Annotated in this window: 19 protein-coding genes; 11 read left to right on the forward strand and 8 right to left on the reverse strand. The window is 51.0% G+C overall.

Annotation, left to right across the window (positions count from 1 at the left end; genetic code table 11):
• Positions 1-6: 6 nt before the first annotated feature.
• Complete coding sequence (gene ubiG / locus ACR9YC_RS10630; protein WP_438727382.1) at positions 7-750, reverse strand: bifunctional 2-polyprenyl-6-hydroxyphenol methylase/3-demethylubiquinol 3-O-methyltransferase UbiG; 744 nt, start codon at positions 748-750, stop codon at positions 7-9.
• Between the two features lie 126 nt (positions 751-876).
• On the opposite strand from ubiG, the gene ACR9YC_RS10635 reads away from it, so the two are divergent.
• The 4 genes from ACR9YC_RS10635 (at position 877) to ACR9YC_RS10650 (ending at position 5,708) form a co-directional block, all read left to right on the forward strand.
• Positions 877-2,136, forward strand: a complete 1,260-nt coding sequence (locus ACR9YC_RS10635; RefSeq protein ID WP_438727385.1) for an aspartate kinase — start codon at positions 877-879, stop codon at positions 2,134-2,136.
• A 274-nt stretch (positions 2,137-2,410) separates the two neighbouring features.
• Positions 2,411-3,421: an NAD(P)H-dependent flavin oxidoreductase gene (locus ACR9YC_RS10640; protein ID WP_438727388.1), complete on the forward strand. Its 1,011-nt coding sequence runs from the start codon at positions 2,411-2,413 to the stop codon at positions 3,419-3,421.
• Positions 3,422-3,486: 65 nt separating this feature from the next.
• The gene (locus ACR9YC_RS10645; protein WP_438727391.1) at positions 3,487-4,077 is read left to right on the forward strand and encodes a PH domain-containing protein; all 591 of its coding nucleotides are present in this window, start codon (positions 3,487-3,489) and stop codon (positions 4,075-4,077) included.
• On the forward strand, positions 4,077-5,708 hold the full coding sequence (locus ACR9YC_RS10650; RefSeq protein ID WP_438727394.1) for a PH domain-containing protein: 1,632 nt from the start codon (positions 4,077-4,079) through the stop codon (positions 5,706-5,708). The genes ACR9YC_RS10645 and ACR9YC_RS10650 overlap by 1 nt, the downstream gene beginning before the upstream one ends.
• Before the next feature lie 4 nt (positions 5,709-5,712).
• Here ACR9YC_RS10650 and ACR9YC_RS10655 read toward each other — a convergent pair whose 3' ends face one another.
• Positions 5,713-6,933 carry an alkaline phosphatase D family protein gene (locus ACR9YC_RS10655; protein ID WP_438727397.1) on the reverse strand — a complete coding sequence of 407 codons (1,221 nt, stop codon included), beginning with the start codon at positions 6,931-6,933 and terminating at the stop codon, positions 5,713-5,715.
• Between the two features lie 195 nt (positions 6,934-7,128).
• Between ACR9YC_RS10655 and ACR9YC_RS10660 the strand changes: the two genes are divergently transcribed.
• Positions 7,129-8,943, forward strand: a complete 1,815-nt coding sequence (locus tag ACR9YC_RS10660; protein WP_438727400.1) for a DUF885 domain-containing protein — start codon at positions 7,129-7,131, stop codon at positions 8,941-8,943.
• Positions 8,944-9,005: 62 nt separating this feature from the next.
• Here the strand turns inward: ACR9YC_RS10660 and ACR9YC_RS10665 are convergent, their stop codons facing one another.
• The 5 genes from ACR9YC_RS10665 to mnmA form a co-directional block, all read right to left on the reverse strand.
• Entirely contained in the window at positions 9,006-9,611 is a 606-nt protein-coding gene (locus ACR9YC_RS10665; protein ID WP_438727403.1) for a hypothetical protein, read from the reverse strand.
• A 90-nt stretch (positions 9,612-9,701) separates the two neighbouring features.
• Positions 9,702-10,235 carry a demethoxyubiquinone hydroxylase family protein gene (locus ACR9YC_RS10670; RefSeq protein WP_438727406.1) on the reverse strand — a complete coding sequence of 178 codons (534 nt, stop codon included), beginning with the start codon at positions 10,233-10,235 and terminating at the stop codon, positions 9,702-9,704.
• Complete coding sequence (locus ACR9YC_RS10675; RefSeq protein WP_438727410.1) at positions 10,235-10,729, reverse strand: disulfide bond formation protein B; 495 nt, start codon at positions 10,727-10,729, stop codon at positions 10,235-10,237. Before ACR9YC_RS10675 ends, ACR9YC_RS10670 begins: the two co-directional genes overlap by 1 nt.
• 33 nt (positions 10,730-10,762) lie before the next feature.
• Positions 10,763-12,124, reverse strand: a complete 1,362-nt coding sequence (locus tag ACR9YC_RS10680) for a S41 family peptidase (protein ID WP_438727413.1) — start codon at positions 12,122-12,124, stop codon at positions 10,763-10,765.
• A gap of 261 nt (positions 12,125-12,385) precedes the next feature.
• Positions 12,386-13,564, reverse strand: coding sequence for a tRNA 2-thiouridine(34) synthase MnmA (gene mnmA / locus ACR9YC_RS10685; RefSeq protein WP_438727416.1), 1,179 nt, complete (start codon positions 13,562-13,564; stop codon positions 12,386-12,388).
• Positions 13,565-13,800: 236 nt separating this feature from the next.
• On the opposite strand from mnmA, the gene ACR9YC_RS10690 reads away from it, so the two are divergent.
• From ACR9YC_RS10690 to ACR9YC_RS10715, 6 genes are all read left to right on the forward strand, one after another.
• Positions 13,801-14,220 carry a hypothetical protein gene (locus tag ACR9YC_RS10690; RefSeq protein ID WP_438727419.1) on the forward strand — a complete coding sequence of 140 codons (420 nt, stop codon included), beginning with the start codon at positions 13,801-13,803 and terminating at the stop codon, positions 14,218-14,220.
• A gap of 7 nt (positions 14,221-14,227) precedes the next feature.
• A complete protein-coding gene (sciP, locus tag ACR9YC_RS10695) occupies positions 14,228-14,527 on the forward strand; it encodes a CtrA inhibitor SciP (RefSeq protein WP_438727422.1) in 300 nt (99 codons plus the stop codon).
• 162 nt (positions 14,528-14,689) lie between these two features.
• Positions 14,690-14,953, forward strand: coding sequence for a GlsB/YeaQ/YmgE family stress response membrane protein (locus tag ACR9YC_RS10700; protein ID WP_438727425.1), 264 nt, complete (start codon positions 14,690-14,692; stop codon positions 14,951-14,953).
• A 393-nt stretch (positions 14,954-15,346) separates the two neighbouring features.
• Positions 15,347-16,606, forward strand: coding sequence for an efflux RND transporter periplasmic adaptor subunit (locus tag ACR9YC_RS10705; protein WP_438727428.1), 1,260 nt, complete (start codon positions 15,347-15,349; stop codon positions 16,604-16,606).
• Between the two features lie 53 nt (positions 16,607-16,659).
• Positions 16,660-20,169 carry an efflux RND transporter permease subunit gene (locus ACR9YC_RS10710; RefSeq protein WP_438727431.1) on the forward strand — a complete coding sequence of 1,170 codons (3,510 nt, stop codon included), beginning with the start codon at positions 16,660-16,662 and terminating at the stop codon, positions 20,167-20,169.
• Positions 20,170-20,231: 62 nt separating this feature from the next.
• Positions 20,232-21,458: a DUF445 domain-containing protein gene (locus ACR9YC_RS10715; protein ID WP_438731773.1), complete on the forward strand. Its 1,227-nt coding sequence runs from the start codon at positions 20,232-20,234 to the stop codon at positions 21,456-21,458.
• Between the two features lie 16 nt (positions 21,459-21,474).
• Here the strand turns inward: ACR9YC_RS10715 and ACR9YC_RS10720 are convergent, their stop codons facing one another.
• Positions 21,475-26,187 (reverse strand): NAD-glutamate dehydrogenase domain-containing protein, encoded by a 4,713-nt coding sequence (locus tag ACR9YC_RS10720; protein ID WP_438727434.1) that lies wholly within the window; start codon positions 26,185-26,187, stop codon positions 21,475-21,477.
• Positions 26,188-26,259: the final 72 nt, after the last annotated feature.

Below are 26,259 nucleotides of genomic sequence, written 5' to 3' on the forward strand. Positions count from 1 at the left end.
AAAGACCTAATTGCTGTGCGTGAAACAGGCAATATAGTTGAGCTGAATATTGTCACCCAAATGTAAGCCGCGCAGAGGATCAAAAGCTATACCGGTAAGTGCAGACATTTTCATGCCCAGTTCTGCAAACATGTTTTCAATCTCTTCAGGGACCAGGAATTTATTCCAATCATGGGTTCCACGCGGAATCATACCCATCAATTCAGCCCCATCGACCATCAGCAATTTTGATAATGTTGTGCGATTGGGTGTGGACAGGATTAACAGACCATCATCCGCCAAATGCTCCACCAATGCCGCGGCAAATTGCGCCGGGTCGGCAACATGTTCAATTACCTCTAGCGCGGTCACCAGATCGAAATTTTTATCTGCCAGTTGCTCAACAGGCACGCCGCGATAATCAATCTCTAATCCGCTGAGCACAGCATGTGCCTTTGCTGCTTCTACATTTTCTGGTGCCGCATCTAACGCAGTTACCATGCCGCCCATCCGTGCCAAAGGCTCGCTGAGCAGCCCTGCCCCGCACCCTACATCCAGCACACGTTTGCCAGCCAACGGTTTGCGCTCACGTTCTGAAACAGCAAAATGCCGGCCAATCGCTTCCCTGATATAACGCAGCCGAACAGGGTTAAGTTTGTGCAGCATGGCAGAGCTGCCCTTTGGATCCCACCAATCAGCTGCCAACTTGCCAAAATGTTCTGCCTCGGAAGAGACGATTGATCCGTTTTGTGATGCAGCTTTACTTGCCATCGCTCTTTCCCCTGACTATCAGCATGTTACGTTTTCTACACCCAATATGGTGTTTTTGCGAACAATAAGAAGCCTTAGATGGTCAATCTGTAAAGTGCGGCCAAAATTTTTCAGGATTGCCCGCTCATGGCACGCATCGTAATGAAATTTGGTGGCACCTCAATGGCGGGCATAGAACGCATCCGCCGGGTGGCCGAAATAGTAAAAGCACAGGCCGATAGAGGCGATGAAGTGGCCGTTGTGGTTTCTGCCATGGCAGGGGAAACGGACCGGCTAATCAATTTCTGCCGCGAAGCTAGTCCGCTTTATGATCCGCAGGAATATGATGTGGTGCTGGCCAGTGGTGAACAGGTCACCAGCGGACTACTCGCCATCACATTACAGGCCATGGGCGTATCTGCACGCAGCTGGCTGGGTTGGCAAATCCCCATCATGACCGACGACGCCCATAGCAAAGCGCGGGTTGATGATATTGAAGCTGACGACATGCTGGGCAGCATGAAGGCGGGCAGTGTCGCGGTTATTCCGGGCTTTCAGGGACGCAGCGAAGATGGCCGCATCGCCACATTGGGGCGCGGCGGTTCTGACACCAGCGCCGTGGCGGTTGCCGCTGCGCTAGAGGCGGACCGCTGCGATATCTACACCGATGTTGATGGCATATACACAACCGACCCGCGCATTGTTGCGCGCGCGCAAAAACTGAAAGCCGTTACCTTTGAAGAAATATTAGAATTGGCCAGTGTCGGGGCGAAGGTGATGCAGACCCGTTCTGTCGGTCTGGCCATGCGCAAAAATGTGGCGATACAGGTCTTGTCTTCCTTCACCGAAGAAGGCGCACCCGTGGCGGATGATCTGCCCGGCACGATGATCGTCAGCGAAGAAGAAATGGAGAAATTGGGCGTGGAACAGCAATTGATCACCGGCATCGCCGCCGACAAGAATGAAGCCAAAGTAACCCTGACACGCGTTGCCGATACGCCGGGCTCTGTGGCGGCGATCTTTGCGCCGCTGGCGGAAGCCGCCATCAATGTTGATATGATTATTCAGAATGTCGGGCGCGATAAGGGCGAGACCGATGTGACCTTCACCGTGCCCATGGCCGACCTGACCAAAGCGCTCGACCTGTTGGAAAAGGCGCAGGACAAGGTGGGCTATAACCGCTTGCTGCACGATACGCGGGTGGCAAAAATCTCTGCCGTTGGCGTGGGCATGCGCAGCAATGCCGGTATCGCCAGCACCATGTTCGCCGCTTTGGCCGATCGCGGCATCAATATTCAGGCCATCACCACATCAGAGATTAAGGTGAGCGTGCTGATCCACGAAGACGAAACCGAGCTGGCCGTACGCGTATTGCACACCGCTTATGGTCTGGATGGGGATGATTGAGGCCGCGCTTCGCGGTATGACTCAGTTATTGCCCAATGAAGGCTACGCGGGCTGGAATATAATTGAGTCTTTATAACTCTTTTATTGCGCTATATTTTTCAAGACACTTGATAAAATACCGTCATTGCGAGCGTAGCGAAGCAATCCAGAGCCATGCGCGCCATACTGGATTGCCACGTATCCCCGAAACAAGTTCGCGGATCCTCGCAATGACAAATGTAATGCAGTGAAATTCTTCTTGCCGACAGTCGAATGACGAGGCTAGTGCAACGCTATGAAAAACACAAAAACCCTTATGCAACGCGGCACCGACTTTCTGGGCTGTGATGTTGCGATTATGTGCGGCGCGATGAGCTGGATTTCTGAACGGCATCTGGTCAGCGCTATTTCCAATGCCGGTGGTTTTGGCGTTATTGCGTGCGGCGCGATGACAACCGACTTGTTGGACAATGAAATTGCCGAGACCAAGAAACGCACGGATAAGCCGTTTGGCGTCAATCTGATCACCATGCACCCGGATTTGATGGACCTGATTGCGATATGCGGCAAGCATGCAGTCAGCCATATTGTGCTGGCGGGTGGCCTGCCGCCCAAGGGCAGCATTGAAGCCATCAAAGCCACTGGCGCTAAACTGATCTGCTTTGCCCCTGCCATGGCATTGGCCAAGAAGTTTATTCGTTCAGGCGTTGATGCGTTGGTGATAGAGGGCATGGAAGCTGGCGGCCATATCGGCCCTGTCTCGACCAGTGTTCTGGCGCAGGAAATGTTGCCAGATATTGCTGCGCAAGTGCCTGTCTTTGTGGCCGGCGGTATTGGCCGCGGTGAAGCGATTGCCAGCTATCTGGAAATGGGTGCGGCCGGGGTACAATTGGGCACGCGCTTTGTCTGCGCCCATGAATGTATCGCGCATGAGAATTTCAAAAAAGCCTTTTTGAAAGGCAATGCACGCGATGCAATCTCTAGCGTACAAATCGACCCGCGTTTGCCGGTCATTCCGGTCCGCGCGTTGAAAAATAAAGGTACAGAGGAATTCACCGCCAAGCAGCGCGAAGTCGCCAATTTGCTGGATGAAGGCAGTGTAGATATGAATGAAGCGCAGCTGCAGATAGAGCATTTCTGGGCTGGTGCGCTGAAACGTGCAGTGATTGACGGTGATGTCGAAAATGGTTCGCTGATGGCCGGGCAATCGGTTGGCATGGTCAAAGCACAGCAAAGCGTTGCCGAAATTATTGCCGAATTGATGGATCAGGCGGAAAGCGCATTAGCCAAAGAGAAAGCAGCATAAGGTCATCGCATCACTGACTTGCAAATATAATACACTCTTGCCATATCAGGTTTAGGGAGCAAGATATGACAGACAGTGCCGCCACCGCTGCGCCAAATGATGATGCGACTTTGTCCAACGGACAGGGAATACCTGCGCATATGCCGCAATTCGGGCAGAATGATCCACCATTGCAGAGCAGTTATAATCTGGGTCTCACGCCTTTGCACACATCCTATAAGATGGTGCTGCGGATCAATAATGGCCTGACATTTTTGCCCATATTGGCCGGGTTCATTGTTGGCGACATCATCTTGGCAGCACAGGATATAACAGGGTTTGGCCCGCTCACAGCTCTGGGCGCATTGCTGTGGCTTGCTATTGTATTTATCGTCCCTCATCGTCAATTCCGCCGTTGGGGCTATGCCATGGAAGATGACCGGCTACGCGTTTTGCGAGGGTTTTTGTTCCGAACTGACACCATAGTGCCGTTTAATCGCGTTCAACATATTGACGTTAGCCAAGGCCCGATTGAACGTATAAACAATGTTTCGCGGTTGATAGTTCACACCGCCGGCACGCATAACAGCATTGTTGTTCTGCCTGGTCTAGAACCAGAAACGGCCAACGCCATGCGCGAAGAAATGCGCGAGCATATTCGTGAGGAAATGATCTAGTGACGGACGCGATTGCCGATCACGATCAGATGGCCGAGCAATCCACAGAGATTGCAGACCCTTCCGTCGCTACACATAGGCTCCATCCCTTAAGCCTTGTTATAAAAACCATCGGCTTCTTGCCGCAAATGCTCTTCGGCAGCATTGCAGTCATGGCTTCTGTTGATGACAATATGGGGTGGCTTGTTGTTGGGTTGGCTTTGTTTGGCGGTTTTTGTATTTTTGTTATGATCGCTTGGTTACGTTGGCGCAAATTTACCTATGAGATCGCCCCAAATGAAGTCCGTATTCAAAGCGGAATCATCAGTAAAAATAACCGCTCTATCCCTTATGAGCGGATTCAAGACGTTAATATCGAACAAAAACTTATTGCCCGCATATTGGGTTTAGCGACGGTCACGTTGGAAACGGGCAGTGCTGGCAATGGCGATGATGGCAAATTAAATGCAGTCAAATTGACCCGAGCTGAGGAATTGCGCGACACCATTAAGGCACGCAAACGCGGCGTAGCGTTACCACTCGAAGGACAGGCTGTCGTACAAGATGATATTGCTGAACCAGAGACAGAACCATTATTCACAATGTCACCAAAACGGCTGCTTATCCTTGGCCTGTTCAGCTTTTCACTGGCGGTTTTTGCGTTTGTTGCAGCGATATTCCAAAATCTTGACTTTCTAATCCCCGACAATCTGTTCAGCGTTGAAAAGCTGGCAAATGTTGCAGGTAATATTAAAGATGGGCCAAGTTCACGCGGCGAGGAATTTAAAAACGGATTTAAAGATGGATTTCAACAAGGCCTAAGCAGTCTTGGTATCGTTGGCCAAATTTTAACGGCGTTTGGAGGTCTTCTTGGCATCGTTGTTATTGGGCTAATTACAGGTATTATCACCGTTTTTGTTCGCGACTATGGTTTCCGTCTGGATCGCACCGAAAACGGGTTCCGCCGTCGACGCGGCCTTTTCACGTTGACCGATATGGCAATGCCCTTGCACAGAGTGCAGACGGCGATACTTATCACAGGGCCAATACGCCGCATCTTTGGCTGGTATGCGCTGAAATTCCAATCCCTTGCCAGCGACGGCAAGAATGAAAGCGATCATGTTGTTGCGCCGCTGGCCAGAATAGACGAAGCCAGCGCCATAGCCTTAGAGCCAGGCATCAACATCGACATGCCAGCAGCCGCAATGCAACGTGTATCCCGCTCTCTATGGCTGGTTGGCGCAGTAATAGCCTTGGCCTTGACTATATTTGCGGCCAGCAATGCGGTCTTCTGGTCAGAAATATGGGGCTTCTCAGCAGTGGTTTTGCTATCACTCCCCGCTGCGCTGCACCTCTGGTTGCGCTGGCGGCACCATCATTTTTCTCTGACAGAGCAGTTTCTTTACATCCGGTCTGGCTATTGGTCGCAAAGACTGACCGCATTGCCACTGCGCAAAATCCAGTCAGTCGATATTACCGATAATTTCATCCAGCGCCCATTGGATGAAGTAAACCTCGTCTTTGGTATAGCTGGCGGCTCCGGCATAGTGCCGCTGACACTGCATGCGATAGACCGCGAATTAGCAATATCGATGCGCAGCGAGATGTTAGCCCATATTGGGGCCAAGAAGTCAGCTATAGCAAAAGGCTGAACCTCTATTGTAATGCAGGAGCATCCTGACTGGTGAGCACATTGCCATCGGACTTAATCAGGCTGAGCTTCACATTGCGTGCGGCCCAATCAATATCGATCTGACCAAAATTCTCATCTGCGAAAAAGCCGCCAACGCGGTGCTTATCTGGTTCACGGCTACCATTATCACCGCTGCCAAAGCTGAAGTTCAATGAGCTGGACGTCAATTCCCATAGCGGTTTGGATAAGCCAGTAACTTGCTTGCGATAAATGCCGCCCGCATGGCGGTCACCGGAAAACAATATGGCATTGTTGATCTTTTTGTCCGCAAGCATTTGGTAAAAACGCTTCTGCTCCAGCGGGAAGTTGGACCAGCTTTCATAATCATGGGCTTCTGTGATGACCTGAATGGAAGAGAATATCAGGCGCAAATCAGCAGGCTTGTTGAGTTCCTGCTCTAACCATGCCCATTGTGCATCGCCCAATATCGTCGCTTGTGGATCGGTATTTTCACCATAATTGCCTAACGGACGGCGATCAGGACTATAGGGCAATCTGGTCATATCCGAACGGAAAAACCGCGTATCTAGCGTTATGATCTGTACGCGCTGCCCCTCTGGCCCAACCATATGACTTTCATAAATACCCGGCCGTGATTTCACGTCATCCGGCACATTCCAGAAATTTTCATAAATGGTCTCGGCATATTCCTTAAAAGCGAATGTTCCGCCCGCATCATTGGCGCCATAATCATGGTCATCCCAGCTAGTGATCATCGGCGTCTTGGCGCGAAATGCCTGAAATTCCGGTGCAGACGCTAGCTTGGCATAAGATGCTCGCAGGGCTGGCAGATCCGCCGCCCATGTTGACCCTGTGTCACCATAGACATTGTCCCCAATCGCCAAAAACAGGTCTGGACTGTTCTGCGATATGGTGTTCCAGAAAGTCTGTGGCCGGTTTTCCTGAATGCACGAACCAAAGGCAATACGGGTCAGAGCTTTGGAAGAATTAAGCTGAGCCATTGGGCCTGCATCAGGCAGTGACTGCTTTAGGCCTGCATAATAGCTGCGCAATGCCTCTGGCCCTGTGCCAGATGGCTGTAACGCGGTTGTCTGTGCTTCCAACGGAGCTGGCGTGACGACAATATCAGCCGCCGCAGAGGCGCCACCACCATTGGCCGAACATGCAGCTAATGGGAGGGCCATTGTCAGAATAGGGAGTGTTGCACGGAAGAAAGAGGTCATATCACAGCCTTTGTTGCAAAATCTATTGTCAGCATTAGCGCACATTGATGACAGTTTCACGATAAATTCCATGCAATTTGTGGTGGTGACAGCTGACCACATAAACGCAGCCAACAACCTATTTCTTTTACTGGATAATCACAGATAGTCTGTTTAGTCTCTGCGCAACATAATCATTAGTAAGAGAGACATGCCATGCCGCTGCCATCTGTTAATTTTTCACATGCTTTCAAACCCAAAAAAGCCAGATGGGTGATGCGCGCCAATATGGCCATGGTCAGCGCGGTGGCGCTTGCTCTTTCCGCGCCGCTCTTGGCCGCGCCGTCAGATGATCTTAACAGCCTGATCGATGATTATTGGGCTTATGTGCTGGACCAGAATCCGACTTTGGCATCATCGCTCGACATTGCAGAGGCCAATGGCAAGGTGGCGAGTTACACGCTGGAAACGCAAGATGCCCAGGCTGAACAAGCGTCGGTTTTGCTCAAAAGACTGGAAGCGATTGATGAAGCCAGCCTGACAGCAGCAGAGAAAGTGAATTACGGCATTTTGCGCCGGACGTTGCAGCAGACAATAGAGGCCAATCAATATGGCCAGCGCGTTATTAACTTCACCAATCGCAGTGGCTGGCATCAGAATTTTGCTGGGCTTGCCAACAATTTGCCCTTTCGTAACGCGGCAGATTTTCAGAGCTATAATAACCGCCTAAAGCAATATGCAAAGGTGAATGACGAAGCCATTGCGGTTGCGAATGAAGCCATTAAAGGCGGCTATACCCTGCCCTGTGTAGCGATTGAAAATTACGAAGATTCGATCACCGGATTGATCGTTGAAGATGCGAAGGAATCGCGTTTTTATGCGCCCTATAAGCGCAATAAACCGGCGACCATGGACCAAGAAGATTTTGAGGGACTGGCAAGCCAAGCCGAAGTGACCATCAACGCCCTTATTCGTCCGGCATTACAGAAACATTATGACTGGTATGTTGGCGAATATAAACCCGCATGCGCAAAAGCACCAGGTGTCTCTGCACAGCCGGGCGGCGATGATTATTATGCCTTCCGCATCCGCCAAATGACCACCACGGATTTGAGCGCTGATGAAGTGCACAATATCGGCCTGTCAGAAGTTGCCCGCATTCGCGCCGAAATGGAAGAGGTCTCAGCAGAGGCCGGCTTTGATACCCGCGAAGCGTTTATCGAGGAGCTGCGCACCAATCCAAAATATTATGCCAAAACACCTGAAGAACTGCTCGAAAAAGTGGCGCGGGTCACCAAGATTATCGACGGTCAGATGCCATCACTTTTCGGCCGTTTGCCACGCTTGCCTTATGGCATTAAGGAAATTCCGGCAGAAATTGCCGAAGGCACGACGACAGCCTATTATAATCCTGGATCACCCGAAATTGGCATTGCCGGCAATTATTATGTGAACACCTCAAAACTAGATCAGCGCCCATTTTGGGAAATTCCGGCGCTCAGCGTGCATGAAGGCGTGCCCGGTCACCATCACCAAATCGCTTTGCAGCAAGAGCTGGAGATCCCGCAATTCCGCAAATATGGTGCTTTTTTCACCGCCTTTGTCGAAGGCTGGGGCTTATATTCGGAGCGTCTGGGCATTGAGATGGGTCTGTATGACACACCCGCCAAAAATATGGGCCGCTTATCCTATGAAATGTGGCGCGCTTGCCGCTTGGTTGTCGATACTGGCATCCATTCCAAAGGCTGGAGCAAGCAAAAGGCCATTGACTATATGCTCGATAACACTGCCCTGACTGAGGCCAATATTGAAGCCGAAGTGAACCGCTATATTAGCTGGCCCGGTCAGGCTTTGGCCTATAAATTGGGCGAGCTGAAAATTCGTGAATTGCGCACATTAGCGGAAAGCGAATTAGGCGCAGACTTTGATCTAAGATCCTTTCACGACACTGTTCTGGAACAAGGCTCAGTACCGCTCGACGTGCTCGATGCTCATGTCAAAAACTGGATAGCATCACAAAAGGGCGGATAGTGCAGCCATTGTGGTTGCTACAATTATGTTAGAGCAAAGAAACGCTAAGGCGTTTGCGATAATTAGAATTGCGGTGGGGGAGGAAGATCGCGCTCCTCCTCAACAGCGAAGGAATCGCTCTCGCCGCGAGCTGCGCGCTCTTCTGCCTCACGCGCCAGACGCGCATTTTCTGAAGCCCGCTCTAGCTCTGCGGCCTGAATAAGCGCTGCCTCTTCATCAATTTTGGCCAGGCGCTTTTGACGCTCTTCCTCAATCAGCTTGCCAACCTGCTTGTCAGGGCTATTCTTGCGTTCTGCCACCTGATCATTGATGAAACGCGTTGTACAACCCAAAGCGCCAGCCGGTCCTACTGCGGAACAGCTGCCAATGCCATTGGCGCCGACATCCTGAAAACCCTTAACCCTCTCAGTCCACGCCTGATTAGCAGGCTTATTAGGGTCATTACGGCGATTTTGCGGAATACGATAAGGCTCTTCGTTAATGGCGCAAACAACGATGACAGTCTCCGACTCTTCGGACTTATCGCAGCTTTCGCCTTCCTCGATATATTTGGTGATAATGGTTTCATTGGCGGAAACCGTATCTTGCGCAAATGCAGGCACCCCGCCCAATGAAAGCGTACAAAGAGCCAAAATTCCGACACTATGCATTGCTAATATAGTTTTCATATCTGGGTATCCCTGTTCATTCTTTGCCATCATAGACCGCATCGTGTGAATAACAACTGAAGCAAACATGCTCGCTTAAATGCTTAGCCGTCAAATGCGCTTGGATATGGCAATTGCGGCCTTACATCCCAAACGGATCACACCGCTCATCAATGGATAGGCCGGTGCTTTTTCAGCGCCCTGCTCCAATGCTTCTGCTTTATGCTCCAGCTCTTCTGCCTGAAACTGCCTTATAGCATCGGATAATTCTGGATCGTCTTCACCAAGGGCATCAAGCTGTTCCTGATAATGTTTGTCGATCTCTGTTTCCACCGCAACGGTGCAAGCCATGGCTGCTTCCGGCCCAATCAAGGCCGTTGCAGCTCCCAGACCAAAACCCGCTACATCCCAAAACGGTTGTAACGCAGTTGGACGTACACCGCGTTTGGCAATCAGATTATCGAAAAACTCGCGATGCTTTTCTTCCTGCTCCGCCATGGCGGCAATGGTGTTTGATGACGGGTGACGATTGCCCAAAATGGCGAGTTGCCCCTGATAAATCCGCGTCGCGCCAAATTCACCGGCTTGGTCAACGCGGATCATCGATTCAATATCTTTGTCTAACGGCTTTTTGCCTTGGGGCATTAATGCGTTCCTTTTCGCCTTATCATTACGATTGAAATGGCGATCGCACCACCAACAGACAAGAGGAAATTGAAACCAGCGAGCGAAATGCCAAACAAATCCCAAGGCGTAACATCACAGCGGATAAGCGGTGTGTTCAAAATGGCCTGTAATGTTTCTTCCGCACTCAGCCCCTGCTCGGAAGCCGAGGCGCAGCTGGTAAGACCTTCCCACCAACCATATTCTACGCCGGCATGAAAACCACCGATCATGCCCGAGATACATATCGCCAATACAGCAAGGCCGGTGAACAAATTGGCCAATGCTTCTCTATGTGCTTTGGCCAGCACCATGCCGAGCAGTGCCAGCACAATAGCGCTATAATGCGGCCAGCGTTGCCACATGCACATCTCGCATGGGAAAAGACCGAAACCATATTGACTAATCAAAGCTCCGACAATCAGAGCAAGGGGCAGACAAAATGCCATCCACCGGGCCATAGTCATGCGTGCCATTATGATTGCAATACCTTGATTGCTATAAACAGATTAATTGCGTGCACTTGGTTCAGGGTTAAGCCCTGCTAAGCGCGCGCTGGCCTCCGTAGTACGGGCAATGGTTTCCAGAGCATAATGCAATTGGAAGTCTTCTATCCCCTTCGCCTCAAGTTGTTCCAGGGTCAAAGAAAAACGCGGATCTTTAATCTCATCATCCTCAAGAACTGCATCATCGACACTTGATTCATTTACCAAATGTCCTCGCAAGTCTGATTCGCGTAATTTTATACGCGTTTTATAATCGGGGTCGCTCAATTGCGGTACTGTAATGTCAGGCGTAATCCCGCCTTCCTGAACCGAGCGGCCGCTTGGTGTAAAATACCGTGCCGTTGTTAATTTCAGGGCCGTAGTGCGCGACAATGGCAGCAATGTCTGTACAGAACCTTTGCCAAAACTTGTCTCTCCCATGATAAGGGCGCGGTTATGGTCTTTCAAAGCACCGGCCACAATTTCCGAAGCCGAAGCAGAACCTGAGTCTACCAGAACGATGACAGGCAGATTGCGAGCATAATCACCAGGCCGCGCAAAGAAACGCTCCGTATCGCCCCGGCGACGGCCACGCTGAGAGACAATTTCTCCACGATCAAGGAACACATCACTTACCGACACAGCTTCATCCAACAGACCGCCCGGATTAGAGCGCAGGTCAAGAACATAGCCATCAGGCTTTCCGCCCAATGATGATTCAATATCTTTCATCGCCCGGATAAGGTCATTACCGACATCAGCCGTGAAACTGGAAATACCTATAACACCAATATTATTTTGAATTTCCCAACGCACTGGCTTTAAATCAATAATCTCACGCGTAATATCAACATCAAAAGGCTGATCGCGGCCAGGGCGCACAATAGTGAGGTTCAATGATGTTCCTGGCGCACCACGCATGGCATCTACAGCATCATCAAGCGTACCACCAACAATGAAACGGCCGTCTATATGGGTAATAAAGTCACCTGATTTTATACCAGCCCTATCCGCAGGTGTGTCACGCGTAGGCGCAACCACTTTGACGGCGCCTTCTTCAGCCACAACTGAAAGGCCAATACCGCCATAAGTCCCCTCGGTCTGTGTGCGAAGATTTTCAAAGTCGCGAGCATCAAGAAAGCTGCTATGCGGGTCGAGACTGGCCAGCATGCCGTCAATCGCGCCGCGCAACAGTTTTTCGTCGTCCACATCCTCAACATAATCAGAGCGCACGCGTGACATTACGGTGAAAAATTCTTCCATGCCGTCATAAGAGCGCGCATCAACCGCAGATAAAGCTGCTGTCGACGCAGGGATCATCGCAACGCCCGTAACCAACAAAGTGGCGCTTAACAGATTGGAACGAAAATGCCGGGAGAAAACCATAATCCATCCTTATAACTTCTGCCAAAACCGTGAACTGAGCCATGAAAGACTTAGCCACACATTACGGCATTTTTACGCCCTGCCAGTGCGCCAATGGGTGTGCACAAAAAACAGATTCGCTTTCCATTATGGCCTTAATAATGCGCGAATATCGTGCAAATGCCAAGCTGGTTAACCTTGATATAATAATTGCTGAGCGAATATGAACAAAGGATGAGCCTTATCAGGGCAATTAATCGCAATAATTTTACCTGATAAAGGCTAGGCAACATCTGCCAAAAGCGCTTCATCCCACGCTTTACTGCGTTGAATCCAGCCGCCGCCCATAACTTGATCACCGCGATAGATAACAGCAGCCTGCCCCGGCGCTACGCCATATTCCGGATTGGTGAATACCAGCATGTCATTGTCGAGCGTGACAGGCACAGGCCGCGCTAATGAGCGGACCTTTGCACTAAGCGGCGCGTTTGCATCTTGCTCGCTGGCCAATTCCTCTGGCGTACAGCCTATCCAATTCCAGTCTGCAACTTCTGCTCCGCGCACTGCAAGCGCGGCCTTGGGGCCGACATAGACACGCCGCGTCGCTGCATCCAAGCGGATAACATAAAGTGGTTCGGGCTGGCCGCCAATATCAAGGCCGCGCCTTTGACCGACTGTATAATGAATAAGGCCGCGATGCCGCCCCATGACACTGCCATCAATATGAACAATTTCGCCATCATGGTCCGCATCAGGGCGCACTTTGCGGACAATCTTCGCATAGTCGCCATCGGGTACGAAGCAAATATCCTGACTGTCTGGCTTGCTGGCAACGATAAGGCCCATTTGCTGCGCTATTTCACGCACCATAGGCTTTGGCATGCCGCCAAGCGGGAAACGCAGAAAGTCGAGCTGCTCATTGGTCGTGCCGAATAGGAAATAGCTTTGATCCCGCGCCGGGTCGAGCGCCCTGTGCAATTGGGACTCGCCTTTATCACCCACCATGCGTCGCACATAATGGCCAGTCGCCAGACAATCTGCACCAAGATCATGTGCCATTTTTAGCAAATCAGTGAATTTCACGCCCATATTGCACTGAACACAGGGTATCGGTGTGCGCCCTGCCATATATTCATCGGCAAAATTATCGACTACAGATTCGCGAAAGCGGCTTTCATGATCAAAAACATAATGCGCAATGCCCAAACGGTCCGCTACAGCACGTGCATCACGTATATCTTGACCAGCGCAACATGATCCTGTCCGGTTCACTGCTTCGCCGTGATCGTATAATTGCAATGTAATACCAATGGTTTCAGCACCCGTCGCAGCGGCCAATGCAGCCACCACCGAAGAATCAACTCCGCCTGACATAGCAACAACGATACGCTTGCCCGACATATCGTCACCAAGCTGAAAATCGGCCATCTGAAGAGCTTCTGAAGATAAATTGTCAAACATTTGACACGTCCTTAGGGAATTTTGACGGTGAGTGGAAGCCTCAAGCCAGGCAGCGCCTATATTGGCTGTTTGCCAGTATTTACAATGCTTACAGCCTCAATTTGGTAACCATAAGACCGGATTTCTCATGGCCAAATACGCCCAAATATTGCGAAAAATTAACTAAGGCTAACCAGCCGTTTATGCCGCCTTTACCTGTCTTTATATCATGCGAGTCTAAAAGCCTCTTCATGGATATGAGTTTCGAACGTCATACGTCTTTCGATTTGGGAAAAGACCAGTCCGATGCAAAATCGAGCCAGCGGCTTGATTATGCGCGGCTGATTGCCCTGTCGCAAAAGACGCAGGTACGGCGGGATTTGGAAGATTCACTGGGTCTTACAAATGACGCGCAAACCAAAACCCATAAGACTGCATCTGATGATGTAGAGATTGAGGAGCGTATTGCGCTCATCTCGGGAGCGGGCCGCCAGCCAAATGGTGGAACTCGCTCAACCAATGGACGCGGTGCTTTTTTAAAGCATGGCAAAGCTGTTGGCTGCGGGCCGGATGAGCAAGATACAAATGCGAAAAGTAAATTGGCTGTTTACCCTGACCATTTAGGCTCTGGCAAAGCGTCAGATGTAAAACAATCGGGTGAGCAGGACAAAAGTTGAGGTTTAAATGATCGAGAATCAGAAGATACGACCCGCGCGAGTGATTGGCCCCCTTGGCGAGCCTTTGACATTGGATTCACTTCCGCCTGCGAATACTCGCCGCTGGGTAGTGCGTCGCAAGGCAGAAGTTGTTGCCGCGGTTAATGGAGGGTTGCTCTCCATTGATGAAGTTTGTGAGCGTTATGGTCTTACACTCGAAGAATTTGCCTCATGGCAGCGCGCTGTCGACCGGTCTGGTATGCCAGGTCTAAGAGTGACCCGCATCCAACATTATCGCGACCTTTACGAACGTCAGCAGAAATACTGATTTGCCAAATGATCAACAAACCTAATAAGAGCGCCGCACAAGGCGCTCTTTTTGCATCTGCGCTCTTTTTTAACGTCTTCCGTTGCTGAATGGAACTGTTTAGTTCTCTAACTGTTAATGTTGGGAGAACGCAATAATACCATTAAAAGAGGAGAACATAAAATGGGTTGGATTATCGCATTAATCGTTGGCGGTGTAGCTGGTTGGTTAGCAAGTAAGGTTATGGGTCGCGACGCCGATATGGGAATTTTCCTAAATATCGTAGTCGGCATTATCGGTTCATTTGTCGGTAATTGGTTGGGTCAGTTTTTTGGCCTGTCAGGAACGATTCAGGCATTTTCAATAACAGGCTTTTTCCTGTCATTTGTCGGCGCGGTCGTGCTGTTGGGGATTGTAAACCTCATCAAACGCGGAACCGTTCGCTAAATTCAGATGATCTGCCACAGATTATGTGGCGATTACACATGACAAAAGCAAAGGGTCGTCAGGTTTCTGGCGGCCCTTTGCGCATGCAAAATGGCGTTTCGGGTGCATTGATTGCGGTTTAAGTGACGAATGGGCTTCATGATTCGACCAAATCCAATAGGCTCAATTGCATCCAAATGGCTATTCTCATAATGTGATCATAAGAATAATTGGCTGCTGGCCGTCAAATATTTGCGGCTTTGTGCAACGATGAATGCTATATATGCGCACGCTCGCGGATATTATTCATATTGTTGTCGTGCAGATGCATCCAAAACTATTTCGGGGCGTTGTGCCCCGCATTGACATCGCAAATGGTCTGGGCAAGCAGGCTTTTAGAGAGAAAATGGCGTTATGAAATTAGATAAGCAACTCACTGGGGAACGGGTAGAAACCCCATTGGACAATGTCTCATTTGCCGATCCTGACGAAGGTAATGGCCGCACATGGCTCATACTTGCCATAGTAGCGATTGTTACGGTAATCGCTGGCGCAGCATATTTTTATTCCCAACCCTCAACAGCCGGTGCAGGCGAAACCGCAATAGCCGCAGGCGATGATAATGAGAAACAGGCCCAGAATGTAACTGTTATTGTGCCTGGCAGTGGTTTGGTAGAACGCAGGATCAACGCATCCGGTACATTTGCTGCACGCCGCGAAATGCCTGTCGGCGTAGCAGGTGAAGGCGGTCAGGTCGCGCGGGTTATGGTACAGCCGGGTGACTGGGTGAAAAAAGGCGCGATACTCGCTTATATTGATCGGTCTGTGCAAAATCAGCAAGCGCAGCAACAGGCTGCCCAAATTGATGTCTCTCAAGCTGATTTGAAACTGGCAGAAGCGAATTTGGAGCGTGCGCAGAAACTTGTTGGCCGCGGCTTTATATCACAGGCTGATATTGATCAGCGCATAGCCACACGCGATCAGGCACGGGCCCGTGTGAATGTCGCCAAAGCGCAATATAATGAACTATTAGCGCGCGCAGGCCGTCTGAACATCGTCGCACCGGAATCCGGCTTAGTTCTGGAACGTAATGTTGAACCCGGTCAAGTGGTCAGTGCAGGCTCTGGTGTTCTGTTCCGTCTTGCCGCTGGCGGTGAAATGGAATTGAGAGCGCAGCTGAGCGAAAGCGATCTGTCCAGCCTATCCAATGGTGTGAAAGCCAACATTACACCAACAGGTTCACAAGAGGTTTTTACCGGCCAAGTGTGGCAAATCGCTCCTGTGATCAACCAGACAACGCGGCAAGGCACCGCGCGGATCGCCCTGCCCTATAATCAGGCGATACGGCCCGGCGGTTTTGGCAATGCTGTTATCATCAGCGGCTCCAGCAGCTCACCCATTTTGCCGCAATCAGCAGTGCAAAGTGATAATGATGGCAGTTATGTCTATATTGTTGGCAAAGATAATAAGGTTGAGCGCAGAGATATTGAAACTGGTGCGGTTAATGCCGCGGGCATCACCATATTATCAGGCTTGAAAGGCAATGAGAAAGTGGTTCTTTATGCCGCTGGCTTCCTCAATCCAGGTGAGCTTGTTGTGCCACAGGTGCAGAAACCAGAAGCTACGCCAACCACAGCGACCACCGCACAGAGCAAGCAACCCGCTAAAGGCTAAGCCGGCAAAATATCTGCGTATGGCAAACTGAAATGCGCAATTAAGGAAATGTCATGAATTTGAGCAAGATTTCAGAATGGTCCATCCGCAACCCGGTCATTCCTCTGGTCTTTTTCACCGGTCTGTTGCTGGCCGGTATGCTCAGTTTTGCGCGCATGGATGTCGTGAACAATCCCGATGTTGAGTTTCCAGCGGTCAGTGTTAGCATTTCTCAGCCTGGCGCGGCGCCAACGGAAATTGAAAACCAGATTACGCAAAATGTTGAATCGGCAGTGCGGTCTATAAATGGTGTGAAGACAATTTCATCGACTGCAAGCGAGGGCAATTCAAGCACAACGATTGAATTTGAAATTGGTATCGACCCCAATGATGCCACTGCAGAAGTCAAAAACGCAGTGGATACAGTGCGCGGCAGTCTGCCGGACGGAATATTGGAACCGCGCATTCAAAAGCTGGACGTCTCCAACGGCTTTCTAGGCATATATGCGGTCGAAGCCGATGATATGACAATTGAGCAGCTTAGCTGGTATATTGACGATACCGTTGCCAAACGGTTGCTCGCTATTGAAGGCATGGCAGAAGTTGGTCGTTTTGGCGGTGTTGATCGTGAGATTGAAGTCATTATTCAACCTGCCAAGATGCAGGCCTTGGGTGTGACTGCCAGTCAGATCAACAATGTGCTGCGTCAGGTGAATATTGATGCCGCAGGCGGGCGCGCCGAAGTAGGGGGTGCACGTCAGTCTGTGCGCGTTCTTGGCAATACAAGCAGTGCTTTTGAATTGTCTCAACGCCAAATCCGTTTGCCCAGTGGCAACACCATAAAACTTGCCGATGTTGCAACAGTGCGTGATGGTTATAGCGAGCGCTCGTCAATCAGTAAGGTGCGCGACAAAGAGGTTGTCAATTTCTTCATGTCACGCGCCAAAGGCGCTTCTGATGTAACGGTTTTTTATGAAGCCAAAGACATCATTGCCGATCTTCAGGCCGAAAACCCGAAGCTCAAATTCATCCCATTGTTCAATTCAGTGAAATATACTGAAAGCCAGTATGAAAGCTCAATAGCAGCAATGCTTGAGGGCGCTGTACTGGCCGTTATTGTTGTGTTCTTCTTTCTTCGCGATTGGCGTGCAACGATTATCTCTGCCATTGCCATCCCGCTATCAGCCATACCGACATTCTGGTTCATGGATCTGCTCGGCTTTAACCTCAATTTCCTCTCATTATTGGCGCTTGGTCTGGTCGCTGGTGTTCTGGTGGATGACGCCATTGTGGAGATTGAGAATATCGTCCGGCATATGCGTATGGGCAAATCCGCTTATCAAGCGTCAATAGATGCTGCTGATGAAATTGGTTTGGCCGTTGTGGCAACATCATTCTGTATCGTTGCCGTCTTCTTGCCGGTTGGTCTTATGCCCGGCGTATCTGGCCAATTCTTCAAGAATTTTGGTATCACAGTCGTGATTTCGGTGCTTATGTCCTTGGCGGTGGCCAGAATGATTACCCCACTAATGGCGGCATATTTCCTGAAAGCCAAAGGCCATCACGAGCATGGCGAAGGCCCGATGATGGACCGGTATATGAAGATTTTGCGCTGGACGCTGGATCAAAAAAGATCACTGGCTTTGCGCAATTCACTTAAAAAAGTGGCGGTGCGATGGTGGGATCACGCTTTCTCACTATTGGTGGGCGTGGCAACAATAGCTGGCTTCCTGCTGATTATGTCAACCATAGGTGGCACAGAACAGGCAGTGCCAAATACCCTGCCGCAGGCACAAGAGCAGGTGCAGACCATATCAACAATAAGCGGCGCAGAGCAGACAGCACAAAATACCCCGCCGCAGGAACAAGAATGGATATTGTGGCAAGTCGCACTCATTGGTCTTGCCGGGTTATTTGGCGCTTATTTGCTTGGCCGATTCGTGAAGTTTCTGTTGGTGGCCATCACCGGCGCGGTTGCTGGCTATGATATGAATTACTTTACACGGCGGGCGCGCTATGCTGCGGTAAAAGCCCGCATGCTGGATCACAGGGTGTGGATGATGGGCATTGGTTTGCTGGCGTTCATACTCACAATCTTTATGTTCATCATCACTCCGGCGCAATTCCAGCCAACGACAAATGATGATAATAGCCGTGTTGAAATTGAAATGGTCCCTGGTACGACCTTGGCGCAAGCTGAGAACATTGCAGACAGAGTTGCAGCATTTTTGTACGAGCAACCAGAGGTGGAAATTGCGCTCGAACGCGTGCGTGAAACAAGCTCGACAATTTATATCACTTTAAAACCTGACCGCACGAAAACATCTATCGAGTTTGAACGTGACCTGGCGCCTCAACTGGCGAAGTTCCCAGATGCCCGCATACGTTTCCAGTCACAATCATTTGGCGGCGGCGGAACGGGACGTGACTTTTCGGTAATGCTCTCTGGCTCAAACCCCGAACTGTTGCAAAATACAGCTGCGACACTGGTTGAGCAGATGCGTGGATTGGACGGATTGGTTGCACCCCGCATCAACGCCGATATTAGCCGCCCCGAAATCATCATCACGCCCCGCAGTCAGCTTGCAGCCGAGCTAGGCGTGACGACAGCCGCCTTGAGTCAGACCATTCGTATTGCGACATTGGGCGAGATTGAACAAAATGCTGCGAAATTCTCGCTGTCCGACCGTCAGATTCCGATCCGCGTTAAATTACCGCAATCTTCTCAACGCGATTTGTCGACTATTGCAAATCTGCCTGTGCCGACAGCCAATGGCGGCTCCGTCCCGCTCGACCGTGTTGCAGAGATTACCTATGGTTCAGGCCCGACAACTATTCAGCGATATAATCAAAGCAGACGCGTGTTTGTTGGTGCTGATCTGGCTTCGGGTTTCCTTAAAGGAACTGTGCAACAGCAAATTGATGAACTGCCAATAATGCAGAAATTGCCAACCGGTGTATCCAATGCGCCAGTAGGTGAAGCGGAGATCCAACAGGAGTTGTCGGACAATTTCATCGTTGCGCTTATCTCAGGTGTGCTGTTGGTTTTTGCTGTGCTGGTCCTGCTGTATAAGCGGCTTATGTCACCACTAGTGAATATGTGTTCTTTGGCTCTGGCGCCTCTTGGCGGAATCTTCCTCGTATGGGCAGTCGGCCAACCGGTTTCGATGCCGGTTATGATCGGGATCTTGATGTTGCTAGGCATTGTCTCCAAAAACTCAATTCTGTTGATCGACTTTGCCATTGAAGAAATGGCAACGGGGACCAACAAATTTGCCGCTATTATGGAAGCAGGCCATAAACGGGCACAGCCTATTGTTATGACAACTGTTGCCATGACAGCAGGCATGGTCCCCACCGCCCTGTCGCTTTCAGGTGATGGTGCATGGCGCGCACCAATGGGTACAGTTGTGATCGGCGGCTTGATCGTATCGACCCTGCTGACACTGTTAATCGTGCCCGCTGGTTTCAGTCTTGCCGACGGTGTTGAGAAGCGTGCCGGCCCATGGCTGCGCCGTAAGCTGCTGACCTATAAACCAGGTGATGACAAAAGCGATGCGGGAAGTGTACAACCCGCTGAGTGACGACAAGCAATACCATCTCGGGCACGACTATCGCTGGCGAAGCACCTGACAAGGCGCGCCGGATGCGTATTATAGCGACATCATTATTGCTGCTTATGGCAGTGATTTTTATCGCTACATTGCAATTGGAGGAGCAGCATCCCGCCTGGGGTTATGTCGTCGCTTTTGCCGAAGCAGCGCTGGTCGGCGGACTGGCTGACTGGTTTGCTGTGACAGCCCTATTTCGCCATCCGCTCGGCCTGCCCATCCCGCATACGGCGATTATACCGACCAACAAAAACCGCATTGCCGATACCATGGCGTCATTCCTGCGGACCAATTTTCTTATCCCTCAAGTGCTCGGTCGCCGGTTGCAAAATATGAATGCCGCTGGCGCTGTCGGCCGGTTTCTGGTGCGCAATCGCGATGACAGGCGCCCGGGGGAGGACACAATGCGGCTGGGTGTTTCCTATCTGGCCGGTGATGTTTTGGAGTCGCTGGATAAAGAACGGCTTGGGGGCATGATCAAAAACGCCCTGCACAAGCAATTGGACAAGCTGGATATTGCGCCGCTATTGGGGCAAGCCCTACACGCGGCCATTGCTGACAAACGCCATACGCCGATCATCGATGCCTTTATTCGCTGGGCAGCACGAACATTAGAAGCCAATGACCATCTGGTGCGCGATATGGTCCACGAAAAAGCCAGCACCATAATGCGCTGGACGGGGCTGGATGACAGGCTGGCCAATGCAGTGGTCAGCGGTCTGCAGAAACTGCTCAATGATGTGGCGGAAGACCCTGAACATCCATTGCGCGAAAAGATGGAGGAAGGCCTTGCCAGCCTGTCGCATGACCTGCTGCACGACCCCGTAATGCAGCAGAGAGTGCACGAGATTAAGGCGGAAATGCTCACCAATCCTGCCATTGCCAAATGGATGGATGGCATATGGGAACGCGGCCGTGCAGCCATGCTGGGCGCTGCACGCGACCCGGACCGAACATTATCCGGTCAATTTGGCGAAAGTCTGGATCAGGTTGGCCAATCGCTTGTGGCCCCCGGCAATTTGCAAGTGCAGGTCAACCGTTTTGCCCGCCGAACATTGGTGGGGATCTCTACTCGCTATGGTGACAAGATCGTCAAGCTGGTGTCCGAAACTGTACGCCGCTGGGATACGCAAACCATTACTGATAGGGTTGAGAATGCAGTGGGCCGCGATCTGCAATTCATCCGTATCAACGGCACCATTGTTGGCGGCCTGGTCGGCCTGATATTGCACGCGATCATCAACCTGTCGCAATCACTATAATATCCTTGAGCTGTAATCAGCTGCGGCCGAGCAATATCCTTGCCTGACTAGAAATCTGCGCCAACATGGAAATACTGGGCGGCACCATATTTTGCGCGCGTTGCACCAGACGCCGGAACAACGTCACACGCCCTTCATTCTGCTGAGTCCAGCTTGCGACATAGGCTACTGGATCATCTGACGCCGACAAGAAATCGAGGCGCATTTGTTGCAAATCACGCGCCATGCCTGCCACCAACAAGCGTTCCCAAGGGTCCGATGGGTTCATCTGAGCCACGGTCAATTGCACCCAGTCCAGTGAGAGCGCTGAGCCAATATCTGTGAATGCCCGGGTAAGAATATCTGGCGCAATACCGCTTTTGTTAGACAGGCGGCTAAGGCCAATAACACCGTCCAGCTTATAAAGGCGCACAACTTTTTCGGCGATTTCACTGCTGACGCCCTGTGCGATCATCTCTGACTGCAGCGAAGTATGCTGGTTTAGCGATTGCCTGTTGAGCAAATCATCAACCTGAGCGCTCAATCTGTGGGCAGGCTCTCGTAACGCATCGACGAACTTGCCGGGCAGCAACTGGTCAGTATTGTTGCGAACAATATCCGCCATTTGAGACCGCACGGCCAGAGCGATACGATCAAACAGCATCAGCCTGATTGCTTCGTCAATCGCGGCTTCGTCTATGGCGTTCCACAGGCTGGGCAAATCGAACAATTGCTCGGCAATGACAAAAGCCATGCCGATATCGCCCAATGAGCAGCCTTCTTCTTCTGCCAATTCCATTGGGTGCGCAATGCCCATGCGGTTGATAACGCGGTTGGCCAATTTGGTCGCGATAATTTCATTGCGCAATTGATGCGATTGTATCGCTACGGAGTGGTCATTGCGCAATTGCTTTGGAAAGGCGGCATCCAGTGATGCGTTCAGGGTGTCGTCCCCAATCCAATGGCTATGTTCTATAGCATCTTGCAGGGCCAATTTGGCAGTGGACATCAACACAGCAAGCTCTGGCCGCGTCAATCCCTGGTCATCACCGATACGCCGTTTCAAAATATCGTTTCTGGCAAGCCCTTCAACCGCTCTGTCGAGCAGGCCTTGTTCTTCAAAGGTTTCGATAATCCGCAAATAAGATGGCAAGGCCGCTGCACCGCCGCACTCTGCAATAGAAAGGCCCAGCGTTTGCAGACGGTTATCTTCCAGCACCAATGCGCTGACATCATCTGTCATATCTTCCAGCAGTGTATTGCGCTGGACATCATTCAAATCGCCAGCACGCACTACTGCACTTAGCGCAATTTTGATGTTCACTTCATTATCCGAACAATCAACACCGGCGCTGTTATCAATAAAGTCCGTATTTACGCGGCCATTGTTAAGCGCAAATGCTATGCGTGCAGCCTGCGTTATACCCAGATTTGCGCCCTCACCAATCGCCTTGCAACGCAGCTGTTCTGCATCAATGCGCAGGCTATCATTGACGGTGTCTGACACATCAACATTGCTTTCTGCCGCAGCCTTTACATAGGTGCCAATGCCGCCAAACCAAAGCAGATCAACCTCTGCCAGCAATATTGCGCGGATAAGATCATCCGGTGCCATCTCGTCATCTTCAAGCCCGAACAGAGCCTTAATCTCAGGAGTGAGCTTCACGCTTTTCTGATTGCGCGCGAAGATCGCACCCCCTTTTGACATGGTGTCACGGTTATAATCGTCCCAGCTTGATCGCGGCAGATCAAAAAGGCGTTTGCGCTCATCCCAGCTTTTCGCTGGATCAGGGTCAGGATCGATGAAGATATGCATATGGTTGAATGCGGCAACCAGTTTGATCGCTTTCGACAACAACATGCCATTGCCAAACACGTCGCCCGACATATCGCCGCAACCCACAACGCTGATTGGTTCGCGCTGAACATCAACGCCCATTTCCAAGAAGTGGCGCTGCACGGAAACCCACGCCCCGCGTGCTGTAATACCCATTGCTTTATGGTCATAACCATTGCTGCCACCACTGGCGAAAGCATCGCCCAGCCAAAAATTGCGATCTATCGCAATGGCATTGGCAGTGTCGGAGAATGTTGCTGTGCCCTTATCAGCGGCGACAACAAAATAAGGGTCTTCACCGTCACAAATTACCACTTGCTCAGGGTGGACCAACTTACCGTCGACAATATTATCGGTAATGGACAGCAGTGAATCAATAAATGTCTTATATGCCGATCTGCCAGCCTCTGCCCAAGCATCACGGTCTATTGCAGGATCCGGCAATGCTTTGGGGAAGAAGCCGCCTTTTGCTCCGCTTGGTACAATAACCGCATTTTTAACGCGTTGGGCCTTCATCAGACCCAATATTTCTGTGCGGAAATCATCCCGTCTGTCAGACCAGCGCAACCCGCCCCGCGCGACCGGACCGGTGCGCAGATGGATGCCTTCTACGGTTGGGGAATAGACAAAAACCTCTCTCCACGGCACAGGCTTTGGCAATCCAGGAACCATAAGACTGTCTATCTTAAAGGCCAGAGCTGCCCGACCAGAGGGCGCAAAGGCATTGGTTCGTACAATCGCGAGCACCAAATCACGCATCAGTCGCAACAGTCGGTCATCATCAATAGCCGCAACATTTTTTAAGCCTGTAGCGATAGCCCTTATGGACTTTTTCTCTGCTTTGCTGCGATCACCGGTGAAATTCGGATCATGCCGTATTGTGAACAGCGCCATAATTTCGCGGGTAACATTGGGTGCATCGCGCAGTGCATCAACCACAGTTTCTATACCGTAAGACAAGCCGGTTTGGCGCAGATAGCGGAACCATGCCCGCAGCAGCAGCACATCAAATTCGCTCAGACCATTTATGGTAATCAACTGGTTGAAATGATCATCTTCCGCGCGGCCATCCAGCACATTGCCAATGGCCGTTTGCAGCAATTCAGCGCGAGACAGTATCTGTTCGACATTGGCGCGCGATTGCACCTGCAAGCGGAAATCATGGATATAGCCCAAATCACCATCGTTCAGCGGCGTGGGGATTTCTTCCAAAACATCAAAACCAAACTGCTCCAGCACCGGCACGGCTTCTGACAGAGCTATAGCGCCCTTCACCTGATAGAGTTTCAACCGCAAAGAGTTGCTACCGTGTTCGCTCTGTGATGGCTCAGCACCATCAGGTAGGCACAAACGCGCGCATCTGCGCGTATCATCATTCAATCCGCGCAGTTTGATAATATCGATAGCAGCTTCACGCGCGCCAGAATCAGCACGGTAATTGTCTGGAAAGGCTTCTGCATAAAGCAACGCCATGGCCGTTGCTCGGCTAGGCTCACCCAGATCAGAAAGCGCATTTTCTACTTCCGGCAACCAGCCGCGCACCATCTGTTTCAACTGCTGGTCAAGCCTGGCGCCATCTGGAATACGGCCATCATTACGCAGATCAAGCACATAACGCAGCAGTGCAATCTGCCCGTCCTCCAGCGATATGCTCCAGCTCAATACCGGTGAATTGCTCGCCTCTTTCAGCATATCCTCAATGGCTATGCGGCGACCCGTAGAGACATCGTCACGCGGCAGCCAGACAAAGACTAGCAAATGACGCCCCAGCGCCGATTGAATGGTGATGAGTTTGGGCCGCGGCCTGTCTGCCAGTGACATAGAGGTGAGAGCGACATGTTCGATATCATCTTGCCCCATGGGTAAGAGCAAATCATGCGGCAATTTGGTCAATGCATGCGCCAGCGCTTTGCCGGCATGCCCTGCTGGATCAAAGCCATATTTCTTGCTTATTCTGGCCAGATGCGCACGCAACACCGGCACCTTGGCCGGAGCAGCAGCCAGTGCTGCACTGGTCCAGATGCCAGCGTGAACCGACAGTCCGCTAACCACATTATCCTTGCCTGTTGGAACAATGACCAGATCCATAGGGACGCGGCGATGAACGGTCGAAATAGTGTTGGATTTGATAACCAGCGGAGCAGGATTTCCCTGCTCAAACCATTTCGCCGCTTTCTCATAAGATGCAGGCGCCAAAAGAGGCTGATCAGATACTTTAACCAGGCCCTTACGCTCTGTAACTTCCCCATTACGGGACCAATGTAGATGCGCCAATTGCGTAAGATTGCGGTCCAGAAACCATTCGAGCAATCCCCGCCCTTCGGCATCTTCAAGCCATGCCGCATCCTTTGCCAGCACATCTTGTAATGGGCGCCAGTCATCCACTACAGCGCGCGTATCATTAAGGGTCTGCGCTAATGCTGTGGTCAACTGTCTGCGTATTTTCGCGTCGGCGCGCTGCATTTCGATATACACAACGGATTCCTGCTGTCCGCCAGCAGGTAATTCATCTGTAATTGATAACAGTTCACCCTGCCCCCCGCGCACCACAGACACTAAGGGATGGATGATCCGGTCGATGGAAAGACCGGCCGCGCTAATTTCCCCAGCAATAGAGTCGACCAAAAACGGCATATCATTATTCACAATAATAAGCCGAATGAAGCGGCGGTCTTTGGCTTCACCATCATCAAAAGACGTAACCGCACTCTCCATTGCAATAATCGGAGCATTTTCTGTACGGTTCATCATTGCAGCGAGGGCAAATGTTGCAGCCTCATCACAGGCTGGCCCTTCAAAACCTTCATTTTCTCCAGGCAATGCGCCTTGCAAAAAAGCATCGCGCAAAGCAGTGAAAAGCGCATGATTTGTACCCAAATATGGGGTTATTTCGGACTGGTTTTTGTCAGACATGGCGAGGCCTTAGGCTCCTCTTTCGCGTCAGAGAAGTCTGCCCTATGCGCCTTTTTCAAGCGACGCTCAAGT

Source organism: Parasphingorhabdus sp. DH2-15 (assembly GCF_051668705.1).
In the GTDB taxonomy this organism is placed as follows: domain Bacteria; phylum Pseudomonadota; class Alphaproteobacteria; order Sphingomonadales; family Sphingomonadaceae; genus Alterisphingorhabdus.